General features: G+C 56.7%; 13 protein-coding genes. 1 reads left to right on the top strand and 12 read right to left on the bottom strand.

Annotated features, from left to right (window positions below; all coding sequences use genetic code 11):
* Positions 1 to 131: 131 nt before the first annotated feature.
* Positions 132 to 1,088: a diguanylate cyclase domain-containing protein gene (locus F8A88_RS07115; RefSeq protein WP_151150440.1), complete on the top strand. Its 957-nt coding sequence runs from the start codon at positions 132 to 134 to the stop codon at positions 1,086 to 1,088.
* A 17-nt stretch (positions 1,089 to 1,105) separates the two neighbouring features.
* Here F8A88_RS07115 and F8A88_RS07110 read toward each other — a convergent pair whose 3' ends face one another.
* From F8A88_RS07110 to F8A88_RS07055, 12 genes are all read right to left on the bottom strand, one after another.
* On the bottom strand, positions 1,106 to 2,299 hold the full coding sequence (locus tag F8A88_RS07110) for a type IV pilus twitching motility protein PilT (protein ID WP_151150439.1): 1,194 nt from the start codon (positions 2,297 to 2,299) through the stop codon (positions 1,106 to 1,108).
* 4 nt (positions 2,300 to 2,303) lie between these two features.
* Positions 2,304 to 3,383, bottom strand: a complete 1,080-nt coding sequence (locus tag F8A88_RS07105) for a type IV pilus twitching motility protein PilT (RefSeq protein WP_151150438.1) — start codon at positions 3,381 to 3,383, stop codon at positions 2,304 to 2,306.
* A 118-nt stretch (positions 3,384 to 3,501) separates the two neighbouring features.
* The gene (locus F8A88_RS07100) at positions 3,502 to 3,915 is read right to left on the bottom strand and encodes a type II secretion system protein (protein WP_151150437.1); all 414 of its coding nucleotides are present in this window, start codon (positions 3,913 to 3,915) and stop codon (positions 3,502 to 3,504) included.
* Positions 3,916 to 4,004: 89 nt separating this feature from the next.
* On the bottom strand, positions 4,005 to 4,433 hold the full coding sequence (locus F8A88_RS16040; protein ID WP_151150436.1) for a type II secretion system protein: 429 nt from the start codon (positions 4,431 to 4,433) through the stop codon (positions 4,005 to 4,007).
* Positions 4,434 to 4,650: 217 nt separating this feature from the next.
* A complete protein-coding gene (locus tag F8A88_RS07090; protein ID WP_151150435.1) occupies positions 4,651 to 6,066 on the bottom strand; it encodes a sigma-54 interaction domain-containing protein in 1,416 nt (471 codons plus the stop codon).
* A gap of 18 nt (positions 6,067 to 6,084) precedes the next feature.
* Complete coding sequence (locus F8A88_RS07085; RefSeq protein ID WP_151150434.1) at positions 6,085 to 7,308, bottom strand: type II secretion system F family protein; 1,224 nt, start codon at positions 7,306 to 7,308, stop codon at positions 6,085 to 6,087.
* Positions 7,309 to 7,318: 10 nt separating this feature from the next.
* On the bottom strand, positions 7,319 to 9,025 hold the full coding sequence (locus F8A88_RS07080; protein ID WP_241667381.1) for a GspE/PulE family protein: 1,707 nt from the start codon (positions 9,023 to 9,025) through the stop codon (positions 7,319 to 7,321).
* Between the two features lie 34 nt (positions 9,026 to 9,059).
* Positions 9,060 to 10,685, bottom strand: coding sequence for an ExeA family protein (locus tag F8A88_RS07075; protein ID WP_151150433.1), 1,626 nt, complete (start codon positions 10,683 to 10,685; stop codon positions 9,060 to 9,062).
* Between the two features lie 24 nt (positions 10,686 to 10,709).
* Positions 10,710 to 12,431 carry a type IV pilus secretin PilQ gene (gene pilQ, locus F8A88_RS07070; RefSeq protein ID WP_161598354.1) on the bottom strand — a complete coding sequence of 574 codons (1,722 nt, stop codon included), beginning with the start codon at positions 12,429 to 12,431 and terminating at the stop codon, positions 10,710 to 10,712.
* 1 nt (position 12,432) lies between these two features.
* Entirely contained in the window at positions 12,433 to 12,990 is a 558-nt protein-coding gene (locus F8A88_RS07065; protein WP_151150431.1) for a hypothetical protein, read from the bottom strand.
* Between the two features lie 17 nt (positions 12,991 to 13,007).
* Positions 13,008 to 13,559, bottom strand: a complete 552-nt coding sequence (locus F8A88_RS07060) for a hypothetical protein (protein ID WP_151150430.1) — start codon at positions 13,557 to 13,559, stop codon at positions 13,008 to 13,010.
* Positions 13,556 to 15,241, bottom strand: a complete 1,686-nt coding sequence (locus tag F8A88_RS07055) for a type IV pilus biogenesis protein PilM (RefSeq protein WP_151150429.1) — start codon at positions 15,239 to 15,241, stop codon at positions 13,556 to 13,558. The genes F8A88_RS07060 and F8A88_RS07055 overlap by 4 nt, the downstream gene beginning before the upstream one ends.
* Positions 15,242 to 15,366: the final 125 nt, after the last annotated feature.

The following is a 15,366-nucleotide window of genomic DNA, read 5'->3' as shown; positions in this document are numbered from 1 at the left end:
GCCTTTCTATCCCAAATCGCTGTGCTTTTAAAGCTTATGCCGATTCACTCCCGCCCTGTGCTTTTATCCTTGACTTACTGCAAGATTATCTTTGGTATACTACTGGAAACACTCCAACCGACAGGATGTTTATGGCTATCATCATAGTTGACGACACCGAAACCTCGCGCAACTACCTTGAAATACTGTTGCGTAACGACGGACTTTCGGATCTTGTTACCTGCGAATCCTACGACCAGACGCGCGCGGTGCTGGACGCCTGCCCCCAAAGCAACACAACCGTTGCCCTGATCATCATGGATATCAACATGCCCGGCACCGACGGCATCGAAGCCACCCGGCGCATCAAGGTAGACCCGGCCTACAGCGACGTGCCCATCATCATGGTTTCGGCCATGACAGATGAAACCATTCTGGAGCAGGCCTTCGAGGTCGGAGCCACGGATTACATCAGCAAACCCGTCAACCGCGTGGAACTCCGCGCCCGTGTTCGTGCGGCCCTCCGGCTGTTTTCGGAAACGGAAAAACGCAAGAAACGGGAAAGGGAACTGGAGCGACTGACCGCAGAACTGCAGGAGCTTTCCCACCATGACGGTCTGACCGGAGTGCCCAACCGACGCTGGCTCGACGCCACGCTGGAAAAGGAGTGGAAACGGGCGTTACGTGAGGAAAAACCCTTGTCCATCATGATCACCGACATTGATTTCTTCAAAAATTACAACGACTCTCTCGGTCATCTGCAAGGGGATTCATGCCTCAAGGGCGTCGCGGAATGCATACGCCGCTCAATCCGGCGTCCGGCGGACTTCATGGCCCGGTACGGAGGTGAGGAGTTCATGGTGGTCTTGCCCGACACCACGTCAAAAGGAGCACAAAGCGTTGCCGTACTCATCCAGTACAATCTGGAACGCAGCGACATCGCCCACCCCGCCTCCACCATTTCGGACAGAATCACGGTCAGCACCGGCATCGCCACAGCCACGCCATCGGCGGATTCCAATCCACAAGACCTGGTGGCGTTGGCGGACAAGATGCTCTACCAGGCAAAAAACAAGGGAAGAAACAGGATAGAAATGATGACGGTATGAGCCGGGGACTGGGCCGTTCAGCGTCCAAGGCCGCCCGTAAGGTCGTCATCGTTTCCGGATTCTTCAAGCCCTTCCAGCACCAGATCGCTCACGGATTCTCCCCGCGCGGACTTGAGTTCGTCGATCATGCGTTTGAGCAGTGCGCGGTCGCTGGCCGAAAGCAGGGCCGTCTCTTCGGTTATGCGCCCCTGCTTGTAGAGCTGGAAAAAATGCTGGTCAAAGGTCTGCATGCCGTGCGGCCCGCTCTCGGCCAGAACGTTGTAGAACGTCTTTTCTCCTGACTCGCCGTTGAGAATGAGTTCGCGAATGCGCATTGTGCTGCGCAGTATCTCGAACGCTGCGACGCGCCCGTGTTCAACATCCGGCAGCAATCGTTGAGAAACGATGCAACGCAGGCTTTCGGCCAGCTTCATGCGCACGATGCGTTCTTCGGAGCTGTCGAACAGGCCGAGTATGCGGTTGATTGTGGACCCCGCGTCCGTGGTGTGCAGCGTGGACAGCACCAGATGCCCGGTACCGGCCGCTTGCAGAACGATGTCCATGGTCTCGCGATCGCGTATTTCCCCCACGAGAATGACCTTGGGGGATTGGCGAAACGCTGCGCGCAGCCCGTTGGCAAAGGTATCGAAATCCACCCCGAGTTCCCGCTGGTTCACGGTGGCTTTCTTGTGACGGTGCGCAAATTCCACCGGATCTTCCAGCGTGAGGATATGCACGGCGCGGGTATCGTTGATGCGGTCCACCAACGCGGCAAGTGAGTTGGATTTTCCGGTCCCGGTGCTGCCGGTTACCAGCACCAGTCCGCTCTGTTCGGTGGCCATGTCCGCAAAAACCTGCGGCAGTCCGAAACTCTCCATTGTGGGCACCGAAGCCGGCAGCTTGCGCATGATTACGGCCAAGGTACCACGCTGCTTGAAAATATTGACACGAAAGCGAGCCTTGCCGGCAACGGAATAGGAAAAATCGCAGGCGCCGCTGCTCATGAGCTGGCGGTGCCAGCGCCTGTTGCCCCCCATGAGGGCCACGGCAAAGGCTTTGGTCTCGGCCGGACCGAACACGCCGGGGTCCTGGTTCAGGGGCACACTTTGCAACGCCCCGTTCACTTCGGCCTGCAATGGTCTGCCTGCTGTGATCAGCACGTCGGAAACATCTTCGTCGTGCTGAAGCACCTGCCGCATGATCGCGTCGACGCTTTGCCTGTCGAAATCCATGTGGCTACCCCAGATCGCCCAGCGTATCCATGCCCACGCCCGAGGCAAAACGGTTCTTGTCCACGGCGTTGCGGTAAGCGTCCTCCGGCGAAATCATGCCATGACGCAGCAGCCTGTCTATTTCGTCATCCAATGTCTGCATGCCGTGGTGCCTGCCGGTCTGGAGCACGGAAGGAAGCTGGTGGTTCTTGTTTTCGCGAATCAGGTTGCGGACAGCGGGAACGCCGATGAGAATCTCCTGTGCGGCCACACGCTCGGGTTTGTCCACGCGCCGGAAAAGTGTCTGGGAAATGACAGCCTTCAACGAGTCCGCAAAACCGGCCCGGACCTGTGCCTGCATTTCCTCGGGAAAGACCTCGATGACCCTGTCCACGGTTTTTGGCGCGGAAATGGTGTGCAGCGTGGAGAGCACCAGATGTCCGGTCTCGGCGGCCTCCAGAGCAAGGGCGATGGTCTCGTAGTCCCGCATTTCGCCCACAAGGATAATGTCCGGATCCTCGCGCAGGGCACCGCGCAGAGCCGCCTTGAAACTCTTGGTGTCGCGGCCAACTTCTCGCTGGTTGATGAGACAGCTCACCGGCGTATGCACGAATTCCACCGGATCCTCGATGGTGATGATGTGGTCCTTGCGCTTGCGGTTGGCGTAGTCGATCATGGCTGCCAGCGTGGTGGATTTGCCGCTGCCGGTGGGCCCTGTCACCAGCACCAGTCCCTTGGGCAACATGACCAGATCCTTGAGCACCTCCGGCATGGCGAGATCGTCGAGGCTCATGACCGAGCTGGGAATCTGACGAAACACTGCGGAGACACCGTGCAGCTGGCGGAAAAAATTGACCCGGTATCGCGCCAGCCCCGGCACATCGAATCCGAAATCAACATCCCCGGTTTCCTCGAATTCCTTGATCTTCGGCTCCGGCGTGATTTCGTAGAGCATGCCCTGCAATTCCTGGCTGTTCAATTCCGGAAACTTGACACGCTGCAACTCGCCGCGAATCCGCAGCATGGGTTGAGAACCGCTGCTCAAATGCAGGTCCGACCCGCCAAGCTCATTGAGCATCTTGAAAAAGGCATTGATCTGCGCCATCTCGCTACTCGCTTTTCAGTGTGGTAATCATGCCCTGTCACTATAGCAGTCCGAACACCCAGGACAATGGCAATGGTATTATAATGTATGCCGAAAGATCATTTCAGGCGCGTGGCAATCAATGCTCGGGCCACGTGGCATTGTGGGAAGTCAGCAGATTGCCTGCACTCCCGTCCTCGGCCTTGGAATAGGCACGGATTTCAATGATTTCCGCACTGCCGCCCGAGCCCAGATGGTATTGCAGCACATAGTCACCCACATCCACATCCGTGTCCGGGGCGAATCCCATCACATCGGTAAAGCCCGAACTGTCCTGCGAAGGTTCCCGGCCGTTGGTGGCAAGCTGATAGTTTTCATAGGACATGCGAAAACGGGAAATGCCCTCGGCAACGGCACCTTCGGCTGCGCGAAGCCGGGCATCCTCCTGCAGATCGAAAAACCGAGGCGCAATGACGGCGGCCAGAATTCCGAGCACCACAAGCACCGTTATCAACTCGATAATGGTGAAAGCCCTGCACCTGTGCTTATTCATCCCCATTCCTCTTGTTAATGAACCAAAAAGGGGGAAACCAGCCGGTTCCCCCCTTGCATATACGATATTTCGGAAATCGAGGCAAAAGCCTAATTTTCCGGCCAGGTAGCGTTGTTGGACGCCAGCACCCCGGTGGTGGTGTCGATGTTGCCGTTTTCATCTTCGCCATAGGCGTCAATCTGTACCTGATCGTCGCCGCTGACGGTGCCAAAGGTATACTCGAGCCAGTAGTCGCCCAGATCCACACGGCTATTGGTCAGGTCGAGCATATCGTCCACGGTGGTCTGGCTTGCGGTCGGTGCAGCTCCGTCGTTGGCCAGCAGTTGCTGGGCATAGGCCAGATTGAAACGGGCAATGCCTTCGGCCACAGCCGCATCGGCGGCCTTCTGACGGGCGCTGTCGCGCAGGTCGAAATACTTGGGAGTGATCACTGCGGCCAGAATACCGAGAATGACCAGCACGGTGATGAGTTCGATCAGGGTGAAGCCGCCCTTGCGCTGTTCCTGTTTCCTGTTCATAGAGTCCTCCAATACTTTTAATGATGAAATGGTATGCACATTCCCGTTGGTTCGGGATCAGCACTTTTTTTGACACTTGTCGTCATTGTTACCGTTACCAATACAAAGACCGTGCCATGGGGCACAATCTCGAAATTTAAAAAAATATCAAACAAAAAAGGCGCTTAATGAGTTCTTGGCGAAACAAAATCAGCCTACAAAAAATGTAGATCGGGCATCATTTTTTGGCGTTTTCCATTTTCCCTACCACAATGCCATGTTTTTTCACCCGGTGCCACATACTTCTGTCCTTGATGCCCAGAAGCTCGGCGGCACGCACCTGAACCCCGCCTGTCTGTTTCAACGCACGACGGATCATGTCCTTTTCCACTCGGGCCAGATGCTCATCCAGGGAATCGCTGAACGGCAGGGCGTCGGCAAGGGGATTGTCCGTGGCCTGTGCGCCGTGGCGCTCGTCCGCAGGCAGAAGTTCGGCTCCGTCCTTGCTGCCGCTCTGCTGCAGATTCAGCAGCTCCGGGGGAAGGTGCTCCATTTTCACCACCCCGTCACACAAAATTGCGGCCCGTTCCATGACATTGGCCAATTCGCGGACATTGCCCGGCCACGCATACAGGCTCAATGCGTTCAATGCCTTGTCATCGATGGAATATTCCTGTCCATGCAGCGCAAGGAAATGATGGGCCAGCAAAACCACGTCCCCGTGCCGCTCGCGCATGGGCGGGATGGGAATCCGCACGACATTGATGCGGTAATAGAGATCCTCACGAAAACGTTGATCCCTGATACGTTCGGACAAGTCCTGATTGGTGGCCGCGATAATGCGGATGTCGGTGCGTATGGGCCGGTTTCCGCCGACTCGTTCAAACGTTTTATCCTGAAGAACCCGTAGCAGCTTTGCCTGGGTGGACAGCGGCATGTCGCCTATCTCGTCCAGAAACAGCGTCCCCTTGTCCGCCAATTCGAATTTGCCCAACCGACGTTCGTGTGCGCCGGTAAATGCACCCCTTTCATGGCCGAACAACTCACTTTCCAGCAACCCCTCGGGAATGGCGGCGCAATTGAGGCTGACCATGGGATGGTCCCGCCGCGGGCTCATGTCGTGCATGGTACGGGCCACAAGGTCCTTCCCCACACCGGATTCGCCGAGCAGCAGAACCGTGGCATCGGATTGTGCCACGCTCTTCACCTGGGCCATGACCGCGCGCATGGCCGGACTCTGGCCCACGATGGAGGGAAACAGTTCCCGAGCCTCGATTACATCAAGAATTTCAGACAGGTGATCGAACACCTGTGTCATGCGGCTGAACTCGTCGGCAGGGCGTTGCGCCTCAGGTTGTTCGGGTTGGGCCTGCGTTTGCCCGCGGGTTCGCGAGGCCCGGAATATGCTGTTGCGCTCGACACGGTCAATGAATCGCTCCAGCGGCCGCATGATGCGCCGGGCCACCAGTATGCTCACTGCCCCGCACAGGGAGATGATGATCAGCGCCCAGTATACAACAAAACGGAAAGGTTCCTGCCCTGCCCTGCGAACATAGTCGGTGATCTCATACGCTCCGATCAGGGCGATGAGTGACAATCCGGTAAAAATGACCGGAATGAGAAGGTATATCTTGACGCGGTATTCCCGTTGCATGAAACCTGCCTGCACGTCCTACATGGCGGACATGGCATTTTGCATGAGTTCGGTAAGCGGCAAAAAGATAGCCAGCGCGAAAAAGCCGACCACCACGGCCAGCCCGGCAGTGAGGATGGGGCCGATCAGTTCGGACATGCGCGACACGGCGTATTCCACCTCGTAATCGTAATGCTGCGCTGCTTCGCGCATCATCTCTTCAATTCGTCCGGATTCCTCGCCCACTGCTATCATGGAAATGACCATGGGTGTGAAGTAACGCGCCTTGCGCAACGGTTCGGATATACCGCGCCCCTGCTCCAGCTGTGTGCGTATCTTGTCGAACTCCCTGGAAATAGCCGCATTGCCGATGGTTTTGGAAACAATATCCATAGTGTCCAGCACGGTGACGCCGCTGGACTGGAGAATGGAAAAAATGCTTCCGAAACGCGCCATGGCCGCCTTCTGGAAAACCATGCCCAGAATGGGCAGCTTGAGCAGAAGCCTGTCGCGCATCAGCCGCCCCTTGGCGCTTTTGAAATAATAGTACAGGGCAATGCCGCCGCCGATCATGCCGCCAACGATGATGGGCCAATAGTCCACCAACAGCCGGTTGACCATGATGCATATCCGTGTGGGCCACGGCAGTTCGATATTCTGCTGCTCGAACAGATTGATGAAGGTGGGCAGCACGAACACGATGAGCACAACAAAACAGATGGCCAGAGCCACCATGACGATGATGGGATAGGTCAGCGCGGACTTGATGTCCTTGGTGACCTTGTTCTCATGCTCCACGATGTAGATCAGCCGTTCCAGAACCTCCATGAGCGTACCGGATATTTCTCCTGCCTGAAGCATGTTGCAGTACAGCTCGGAAAAAATGTCCGTTCGCTTGCGAAAGGCCTTGTGCAACGGCGATCCCTGCCGGATTTCCTGCCCTATCTCGATGATGCAGGTCTTGAGTTTCTTGTTCTCGGTCTGGGCTTCAAGGATTTCCAGTGCCCGGGTAACAGGCACGCCTGCGCCGAGCAATGTCCTGAACTGCTTGGTGAAAAGGATGATGTCCTGAGGCTTGACCTTGTTGAAGAAGGCGCCCAGTGACGATGCATTTTCCGTCTTGGCCCTGGATTTGCGCACCGACGTGGGGATAAGCCCCCGGTCGGCCACAATGGCCTCGGCCGCTGCCGAGCTGTCAGCCTCCACGATCCCCTTGGCCTTGGTTCCCGTGGCCGTGATTGCGGTATATTTGAAATGCGCCATTGATTCCTGCCTACAGCATGATGGCCGTTGCCACTTCTTCAAGGGTGGTTATTCCGGCCACTGCCTTGCGCGCCGCATCGTTCTTCAGGGTGCGCATGAGTTTGGCCTTGACCGCAGCTCGGGTGATTTCCACCGAAGTGGCGCCCTTGAGAATCATGTCCTGTATGTTTTCATCCACCAACAGAATTTCAAACAGGGCCACACGCCCGGCAAAACCGGTCTGATGGCACTGGCGACAACCCGCTCCCCGTTTGAAAACGACCTTTTCCTTGAGGTTGTCCAACCCGAAGGATTTCACAAGAGCCGGATGCGGTTCATACTCTTCAAGGCAATGCGGGCAGTTGCGGCGCACAAGACGCTGGCTGATAGCCACCAGCAAGACCGAGGACACAAGGAACGGTTCCAGCCCCATCTCCACCAGACGGGTCACGGCACCGGCCGCATCGTTGGTATGCAGGGTGGAAAGCACGCGGTGCCCCGTGAGAGCGGCCTGCACGGCAATGTGCGCGGTTTCGGAATCACGAATTTCCCCGACCAGCACCACGTCCGGGTCCTGACGAAGTATGGAGCGCAGCCCCGAGGCAAACGTCATGCCCGCACGGGTGTTGAGCTGCACCTGCCGCACCCTGTCCAGCCGGTATTCCACCGGGTCCTCCAGGGTGATGATGTTGATGTCGTCCTGCCGGATATTGCGCAGGATCGAATACAACGTGGTGCTCTTGCCGCTGCCCGTGGGGCCGGCAGAAAGAATCATGCCGTAGGGCTGGTTGATGGCCTGCTTGACTTTTTCCAGATCAATGTCCGAAAGGCCCAGTTCGTCAAGGGTCAGGCCGTGGGCATTGCGGTCCAGCAGCCTGAGTACGATATTTTCGCCATAGATGGTGGGCAGGGAACTGACGCGGACGTTGAATTCCCGGCCGAGGGTGTTGAAGGAAAAACGGCCATCCTGCGGCACCTTGCTCACTGCAATGTCCATGTTGGACATGATCTTGAGGCGCGAAACCAGCGGCAGAAAACTGTTCTTGGGCGGAGACGGCACATTGCGCAATTTGCCGTCCACACGAAAACGCACGTTGACCGAATCCTTTTCCGGGCTGATGTGAATATCACTGGCTTTCTCGCGCACGCCTTGGGTCAGGATCGAGTTGACCATGCGGATAACAGGTGCCTGATCAGCCATTTCCTGCAGGGAATCCAAGGAAATATCCTGATCTTCCTCGGTGATGACCGGTTCGGAATCATCTTCTTCGGAATATTCATCGAACACGCCGCTCGGCAGTACGCCGCGCCCGTAGATGGAGCTGAAAAGCATGTCGAAATCGTTTTCCGTGCAAATGACCGGCTCAACTTCAAGATTGGTTGCAATTTCAACGGTATCCAGCGCATTGATATCCATGGGGTCGGTCATGCCCACCACCAGAAGATGACCGCGTTTGGAAAGCGGCACCAGACGTTGCTGTTGCGCGAGTTTCTCCGATATGAGCACGTCGATGCCCTCTTCATAGGGATATTTTTCCGGAGAGTATTTGTCGATGAGCAACTGACGGCTGAGAATGTCGATAAGCTGCGATTCCTTGATCAGTCCGGAACGGATCAGATACTGGCCAAGCTTGAGGCCGGACTTTTCCTGCGCTTCAAGCGCCTTCATGAGCTGATCGTTGCTGATGACCCCCGCCTCAATGAGCAGGTCGCCCAGCCGCTTGCGTTCTCTTTTCAAGACTGTTCCCCCTGAACCGTTGTTATTATTTCCGTCACCGGCTCTGCCCTTGCAGTGCCAACCGGCGAGCGGCGCGGCTCAACTGGCCGAGAAATTCACGGCCATTGCCGTGAAAAATCAAAAGATGCGCCCGCTTGCGCAATGGAATCGGCAAATCATCCAATGCCGCCTGGGCGTCTTTTTCCGATGCGTGGGGCATTTCGCCGACAACGGAAAAGGAAAGGCCACCGGCTGCGGACCACGTGGGCAGAATCCGTGCGGGATGATTGAAATATTCAAGACGGCGCAAAGCCGCGAACGCATCCGGAAGAGTGGCTGCCGAGGCCATCTCCACCCAGACGAGCCGTTGCTCCAGTTCCTTGTTCTGCGGGGAGGATTGCGACTCTATGACCGGGAAACGCACCGAAGTTCCCACTTCCACCGCATTGATGTCGGCAATGCCGGGATTGGCCGCTGCCACGGCTGCGAGGTTGGTCTGGTTGAACACGCCGTAGATATCCTTGATCATGGTCGAGAGGCTCTCGCTGAACGAAATGCGCACCGTGCCCAGTTCATGAGGACGATCCATGTCGTTTGCGTTGTGCTTTGAAACAGGCAAATCCGGCCTGACCTGCGGTCGGTCAGGGGCAGCGGAAGCATTGGCCGTCCTTGTGGGAATCTCGATTTCCGCCAAATCGCCCACGGCCCTGCGCAGCACGCTTTTGTCAGAAACCTGCGCTTCGCCCATGACCCGCTCCACAAAACCGCCCACGTTGGCACCCGGAAGAAACATCGCCAACACTCCCAGCAACGCAAGCCCGGCCACGGCAGGTACCAACCCGAACCGCAGGGGTTTTCTGCCCTGCTCCTCGCGAATGCAGTCTGAGACAAATCCGTATGTCGCCCGCTTGCGATCAGCGATGATCAGGCCCAGAACCACCTTGTGGCAAAGCCGGACAATGCGGCGCGGGTATCCACGGCTGGCCTTGTATATCCGATAACATGCCCCGGCGGAAAAAAGACTGGCGGGGGCCTTCATGCCCGGGGAGGCCACGTTCAACCTGTGGCGTATCATGGCCGAAGTTTCGCGCAGGGTCATGGGAGTCAGGCGGCAGAAAAAATTGATGCGATCCACGAAGTTGGGCATGCGCTGCATCACGGGTTCCAGTTCGGACTGGGCAAAAATCACGATCTGCACCAGTTTTTCCGCGTTGGTCTCGTAATTGAGCAACTCGCGCAGCACCTCAAGGCAGCGAGGACTCAACTTCTGGCCCTCGTCAATGGCCAGCACCGTGAGCACGTTTTCTCGCACCCCGCGCCTGAACAGACGCTTCTTGACCAGCTCCTTGAGTTCCCAGGGCGAGATGGAACGGTCCGCATTCCTGCCGGTCAGCATGGAATACAAAACCAGCAGGAATTCCTTGGCGGTCTTGAACGACGGATCCAGAATCATCTGCACGTCAATGCCGCTTTCGTCCAGATCGGCCACGAACCGGCGGCACAGGGTGGTTTTGCCCGTTCCGATGTCGCCGATGATGACGTTCAGCCCCCGCTTGAGCCGTGCGGAAATCTCCAACTGCTGCAAACAGAAGAGGTGCTGGGGCGAATCATACAGAAACATCGGGTCCGGGGAGTTGGAAAACGGCTCCCGTACAAAACCGAGTTTGCGGTAATACTTCATGATTCACCTCGCAGCGCGCGGGCGCTACTGCTGTTCGACCTCATCCACGTTGGGCGTGGCAGGGTTGACCGGATCCAAGGGGTTGACCTCTTCTCCAGCTTCGGCCTCAGCCTTTTTCTGTTCCCATATGTCCTGCAGTTCCTGCTCGATTTCTTCCATGCTCTTCTGGCGTTCACCCGGCTTCCAGACATCGAGTACCTGCGGCGTGATGAAGATGAGAAATTCCTCCAGCCCACCGCTGCGGCTCTTGGAGCCGAAGGCCCAGCCAAGCCCGGGAACGTCCTTGAGGTACGGTACGCCCTCGTGGGCGTTGCTGGAGCTGTCCTTGTTCAAACCCGAAATGACGACCGTTTCCCCATCGCGCGTGATGAGCGTCGTCTCCGTGGTCTTCTTGGAAATGACGGGGTTTTCGCCCACCTTGGACGTTCCCACGGAATCCTTTTTGATCAGCACCTGCAATTTGAGATACTGGTCGTCAATGATATGCGGAGTGATTTCGAGACGCAGCACCGCGTCCTCGAACTCGATGGTGGTGCCGTCGTCGCCGGATGTGGACTGATAGGGAACGCGGTCACCGCTTTCAGTATACGCTCTCTGGTTGTCCATGGTGGTGATGGACGGACTGGAAATAATCTTGACCAAGCTTTCCTTTTCCAACGCATGGAGCTGCATTTCCAGAATATTTCCGCCAAGCTTGCCGAACATCAACCCCAGGGACATGCCGTTGCCGGAACTGGGATAAATGTCGGAGTCAGGCAGAAAGTTGAACGCATACCCCTGACCGGAAATGCCGCCCTCGTTCTCGTTCAGGTTCGGGGTATAGGTCCATGTTCCGTCTCCGCCGTCCTGTCCGTCGGTTCCGCCGGGAACCACGAAAATATTGTTGCCGTCTGCAACACGACCCTGATAATCGCCGCCCCACTGCACTCCAAGGGCACGGGCCGTATCCGAGGTCGCTTCAACGATGAAGGCCTTGAGGCGAACCTGCTTGCGCGGGCTGTCCAGCCGTGAAACAAGCTTGATGAGCTTTTTCAAGTCCGAAGAAATAGCCTGTATGATCAAAGAGTTGGTATGCGTATCCACCTCGATGGAACCCAAGGACTCCTTGCCTTCCGTGGAAAGGAACTTCTCCAGGCTGCCCTTGAGACTTTCGGCATCGGAATACTTGACCTTGACCACTGCGGTGCTCAGCGGTTCCAATTTTTCCAGCTCCAACCGCTCGAACTGTCGCTTCTTGCGCAAGACCTCGAACTGAAGATCGCTCTCAAGATCTTCGCTGGTCAGCACGCGGATAATGTCGCCCTCCCATGAGTAGGAAAGCCTGTTGGAGCTGAGAACCCCACGGAAAACCTGATCCCACGGCATGTCCACGATATTGATATTCACGGTTCCCTGCACATTGGGACTGACCACGATACTCTGGCCGGCCGCACGGGCCAGGGCCTGAATGACGGAAATGAGGTTGGCGTTGTGCATGCGCAACGAGACGTTGAACTTCGGCAGAGCCCGGGCATTGCGGCGCTCGCGTTCCACCAGGAACTCCGGCTTGTCCACGGTCAGGCGTTCCACATCCTTTTCCGTGAGGTCGCTACGCGGCTCAGGGGAGTGTCCCATGGACTGTTCGGCCATGATGCGCCATTTTTCCATTTCGTCGGGTTTTTCCACTTCGTTCTTCTTGCACCCGGCAAGTGCGGCGCACACCATCAGCAACGCCGCCAACCCGATTATCAAGCCCTTTGCTCTCATATTATTCCACCACCCTGACGGTAAGCTGCTGTTCCTCGGTTTCGGCCATGGGTACCTTGACCCGGGCTCCGGGCAGTCCATTTTCGGCCGCCCGCACAAGAATGACATATTGGTCCGCAATCTGCGTAACCCTGTAACCTTCTATGACAAATTCATCGCCTTCAGCGTATTCAACGCCGTTGAGCAAGGCAAGACGTACGCCGCCCAGCTCCACATACCCGGAATAGACAACCTCGACACCCTCAACCTGTGTGGAAAAGGATTCGCTCTGTCGACCGGCCAGGTAAAACGGCGCATCCGATTCGTACAAGGGTATGTTGGCGAGCTTGTCCCCGACCATGTTCACCTTATGCAAATCGACGGGATTCAATGCCTTTTTACCCACCTGGGTCATAATGTCCGCCACATTCTTTTCATAAGCTGCCCGGGTATTGTTCATTGCCCCGGCGCCGGAACCGGATGGGGACTGCAAATAGAAATAATCGAACGCAGCATACCCGGCAACCAGCGCAAGAAACGCAAGCAGCAGTTTTTGTCTGGAGTCAGCCGAAATCGCCATTGTGCCTACCTGTCCATCTACCGCTGTATCAATATCGCGAGCTCAAGGAACACCTCCACGCCGCCCGGGACGGCACGAAGCTCCACCTTCTTCACCTTGCGCACATAGGGCAAGGATTCCACAGCCACGTAAAAATCGTAAAAACTCTCTTTGTGCCCACTGAAAACACCGGTCAGCACGGTGGTTTCCAGACCGGCTCGCAGCGCTCCCTGATCCACCCCGATATCCAGGGTGTCCATTCCGGCCCCATGAGCAATTCGCTCCACTTCTTCAACAACTCCAAACGCCTGGTTGCGCTCAAGAGGAGCCTTTTTGACAAGGGGAAGGCTCAGGGAAGGCACGTTCTTCTGCAAAGCCTGCAGCTTGGCATAATACGGCAGATACACATCCTGCTCTGCCAGCTTGGACTTCATGGCCGCTATGCCGCCCTCCAGTTCCTGCACGTTGGAATAGACCGGGTAGACCAATCCACCCAGCCCCATCAGAAACAGGACCGCTATGGCCAGGCACTTGAGGCCCAGCTTTGCCGCCCGCTCGTTACGAAAACCTGAATAACCGATACGCTTCATACAAGGCTCACATGCAAAATGAAGTGAAGCACCTCCCCTTCGGGGCTCAATTCGGTAACTTCACTGGACAAAATTTGGTATTTTTCGAAAATTGGAGATGATTCCAGTTTGATCAAAAAGCGGGACAAGGTCGTGTTGTAGTCTTCGCCGGACAAAAGGACAACCCCGTCAAGCACGACGACACCGACAGGAGCAGCGCTGCTCTTGGTCACAACACCCTCTGCCTGGGCTTCGGACATCACTTGCTGGTCAATGCTGATATTCAGAAAACGGATGCCGGGAGGCGTGTAGCGTGCCAATTCCGCAAGCACGGCCAACGCTTCGTATTGCTCGCTCAGCTGACGCAACCTTCCATGATCCTTGACTATTGAAGCTGCAATGGTCGAAAGGTCTTTTCTAGTCACCTTGGGATCGATCTGCGCATACCGCACATTCAGCTTGTCCAGTTCCGCCTTTTTTGCGTTTTCATCGATCTTCTGCCAGCCGAACAGCCCTCCCACGATCAGCGCCAACACCAGCCCCGCCACAGACACCGCGTCGTTGATTCGCTGCCAGAAACGGATCTTGGCCCGTTGCTCATGGTTCACGAGCAGGTTGATGGTCTGCCCGCTTTCGGACATGGCCAACGCGGCCGCAGCATTGAAGGCAAGCCGTCCTTCGCGAACGTCTTCGCCCAACCGTGCGCTCTCGGGCAGAACCCGCACCGGAACTGCGGGAAGGCCCAGTTGTGCGGCCATGTATTCGCAAACACGATCGCTGGAGAACAGTTCACCGCTCAGATGCAGCACGCTGCAACGTTGCTTGAAATTGTTGAAATAATACTCAAGCGTCCGGTCTGCCTGACGGGCAAGGCGCAACAGGGCCGGGGTGATGATGTCAAAAAGTTCTTCATCGGGGAGTCCGGCGCCAAAGGCTTCCTCATTGGCAGGGCGTCCCTCAAAACGGTCCAGCAAAACCGTTCTGACCTCGTCAAGGTTGGTCGTCAGGCCGCCACCGTTTGAGGTGAGACGCTGCTGCAGGGTTTCGGCCATGCTGTCCACGCCGGATTTGATGGTCCTGCTGAACATGAGTCGTGAGCCCTCGAAAATGGCAATGGCCGAAAATTCGTTGGAAACGTGAATCAGCCCTGCGAGGCCGTCCGTTTCAGGTGCCAATCCCCGGGCGTAAAAATTCTGCATGGCAGCAGAGATGGTGGTTACACCGGCCAGCCGAAACCCGGCCCGACGAAACCAATCATCCAGTTCAGCCACCCGGTCGCGCCGCCCCATGGCTGTCAGGACCTCAAGCTTGTTGACCCCTTCGTCCTTGACAACACCCCATGGGCGAATGTCGAAGACATAGTTTTTTTCATCAAACTTTTTTTCTTTTTTGATGGTCCAGTAGACCGTATCCGAAACCTTGGAAGAGGATACTCTGGGGATGAGCACCGGTCCGACGTCCACATCCGGTGTGCGAATGGTCGTCCAAATCTCGGGCAGGGCACCGCGGCCGCAGATGCTGGTGATGGAATCTCCGAGCAGGGCCACAAATTCGTCACTACCCGGACGTATTCCGGTCGGAATGGGTATCCGCCTTACGCCTGCTCCGCGAAAACGGGTGTCGGTCGACGATACACGAACCAGATCGATAGCCTCGTTGCCTACCTCGACACCAAGCACGACCCGTTTGTTGAAAGAAAACAAGCCGCCACCCGATTTCGACTTGCCCGAAGGGGTCGGGGCAGAACCGCCGTTGCCCGAGGCGGCCGGTGGACCGGGAACGGATGTCGATTCGTCATTCCCTCGAATGATTTGCAACAATTCTTCGG

This window comes from Pseudodesulfovibrio senegalensis, from assembly GCF_008830225.1.
GTDB classification, from domain to species: Bacteria; Desulfobacterota; Desulfovibrionia; order Desulfovibrionales; family Desulfovibrionaceae; genus Pseudodesulfovibrio; species Pseudodesulfovibrio senegalensis.
This window is presented reverse-complemented; position numbering and strand designations above follow the sequence as displayed.